We start from the raw sequence: 1,798 nt of genomic DNA, 5'->3' as shown, positions 1-1,798 counted from the left end.
TTCATTTTTTTCCAAGGGCTTCCTTCAGGATATCCGTCTGCATGCTCAGATCCGCATACATGCGCTTCAGCCGACGGTTCTCCTCTTCCAAAGCCTTCATCTGACTGATCATCGAAGCATCCATACCGCCATATTTCGCGCGCCACCGGTAAAACGTGGCGTTGCTAATCCCATGCTCCCGGCACAGGTCAGGAACCGGGACACCGCCCTCAGCCTGGCGGATCACACCCATGATCTGGGCGTCAGTAAAGCGATCACTCTTCATCAGAATCTCCTCAATTCTTACGCTGAGAAAATTCTCATTCAAAAGTCACTCTTTTTATGGGGGAATTACCAGAGGACTGGATGGAGACCTCTCACACGAGGTCGCCGTCGCCCTTATGAAACATGATGCGCTCGGTGAACTGGGTCTGTCCGAGGCCACAGCGGCAAGACCCATACAGGCGGCATTCGCCTCGGCAACCGCCTTTTCGTCCGGAGCCTTACTGCCCGTACTGGCAGCTGTTCTGACCCCTGTCGCGTGGGTATCCTGGGGCGTGCCCCTGACCTCGGTCGTGGTTCTCGCCGTTTTGGGCGTCGTCGGCGCGCTTGCCGGCGGCGCGGCGCCTCTGCGGCCAGCACTGCGTGTGACGTTCTGGGGTATTGTTGCGATGATCGTCACGGGCGGAATCAGCCGCCTGTTCGGCGTGTGACACCGTATTCCAGGTTTTGAATGAGGCATGTCCTGGGTAGTGTTGACTTCATCCATTATATCCGTGATCGTCGATTTATGGATACAGAATCTGCCCTCGCTGCCCTGAGCGCTCTGTCGCAGTCCACGCGAATGGAGATCTTCCGCCTGCTGGTGCGCCACGAACCGGACGGACTACCCGCCGGAGACGTCGCGCGGCATCTCGATGTCCCGCAGAACACGATCTCGGCCCATCTTGCCACCCTGACCCGTGCCGGCCTGCTGACCTCGCAGCGCCACAGCCGGCTGATCGTCTATCGTGCGCGCCTTCCGCGCTTGCGCGACCTGATGCTCTTCCTCGTAAGAGACTGCTGTGCGGGCAGCCCCGAACTCTGCGCGCCCCTGGTCGCGAACCTGTCCTCCTGCTGCCCATCCCGGGAATCCTGCCCATGACCATCACGATCTACCACAACCCGGCCTGCGGCACGTCGCGCAACGTGCTGGCACTGATCCGCAACAGCGGCGAGGAGCCCCGGATCATCGAATATCTGAAAACGCCGCCGAGCCGGGCCGAACTGGTCGATCTGATCGCCCGTATGGGGCTTCCGGTGCGCTCGGTCCTGCGGGAAAAGGGCACGCCCTTTCACGAGCTCGGCCTCGATAATCCGACCCTGACGGACGATACGCTGATCGACGCCATGATCGCACACCCGATCCTGATGAACCGGCCGATCGTCGTCACCCCCCTCGGTGTTGCGCTCTGCCGTCCGTCCGAGGCGGCTCTGGAAATCCTGCCCAACCCGCAGCGGGGCGCTTTCGTCAAAGAGGACGGCGAGAAGATCGTCGATGAATCCGGAAAGCGGATCTCCTGATGCTGGCTCTTCTGCTTTTCGTTGTCACGCTGGTTTTTGTCATCTGGCAGCCTCGGGGGCTGGGCATCGGCTGGAGCGCAATGGCAGGTGCCGCCGTGGCCTTGGCGGCTGGCGTGATCCACTGGCATGACATTCCTGTCGTCTGGCACATCGTCTGGGACGCGACCTTCACCTTTATCGCGCTGATCGTCATCTCGCTGTTGCTGGATGAGGCAGGGTTCTTCCATTGGGCCGCCCTGCACGTCGTACGCTGGGG

3 protein-coding genes and 2 pseudogenes are annotated in these 1,798 nt (G+C 60.8%); 4 read left to right on the top strand and 1 reads right to left on the bottom strand.

Features of this window, described 5'->3' with window-relative positions; translation table 11 throughout:
* Positions 1-4: 4 nt before the first annotated feature.
* Positions 5-265 (bottom strand): annotated as a pseudogene (locus FKW31_RS04985) (transposase); the annotation flags it as partial.
* A gap of 70 nt (positions 266-335) precedes the next feature.
* On the opposite strand from FKW31_RS04985, the pseudogene FKW31_RS04980 reads away from it, so the two are divergent.
* The 4 genes and pseudogenes from FKW31_RS04980 to FKW31_RS04965 form a co-directional block, all read left to right on the top strand.
* Positions 336-692 (top strand): annotated as a pseudogene (locus tag FKW31_RS04980) (VIT1/CCC1 transporter family protein); the annotation flags it as partial.
* A 77-nt stretch (positions 693-769) separates the two neighbouring features.
* On the top strand, positions 770-1,123 hold the full coding sequence (locus tag FKW31_RS04975; RefSeq protein ID WP_026019860.1) for a helix-turn-helix transcriptional regulator: 354 nt from the start codon (positions 770-772) through the stop codon (positions 1,121-1,123).
* Positions 1,120-1,542, top strand: coding sequence for an arsenate reductase (glutaredoxin) (gene arsC, locus FKW31_RS04970; protein WP_010510570.1), 423 nt, complete (start codon positions 1,120-1,122; stop codon positions 1,540-1,542). Before FKW31_RS04975 ends, arsC begins: the two co-directional genes overlap by 4 nt.
* Positions 1,542-1,798, top strand: a 257-nt coding sequence (locus tag FKW31_RS04965; RefSeq protein ID WP_304512203.1) for an ArsB/NhaD family transporter, incomplete at its 3' end; no start/stop codon positions are given. The genes arsC and FKW31_RS04965, both read left to right, overlap by 1 nt.

The organism is Acetobacter sp. DmW_136 (assembly GCF_008690365.1).
Classification (GTDB): Bacteria; Pseudomonadota; Alphaproteobacteria; order Acetobacterales; family Acetobacteraceae; genus Acetobacter; species Acetobacter oryzifermentans.
This window is presented reverse-complemented; position numbering and strand designations above follow the sequence as displayed.

What these genes read in the sequence shown, in the direction of transcription:
- FKW31_RS04975 (WP_026019860.1), top strand. Translation starts at nt 770, where the DNA reads ATGGATACAGAATCTGCCCTCGCTGCCCTGAGCGCTCTGTCGCAGTCC.
- arsC (WP_010510570.1), top strand. Translation starts at nt 1,120, where the DNA reads ATGACCATCACGATCTACCACAACCCGGCCTGCGGCACGTCGCGCAAC.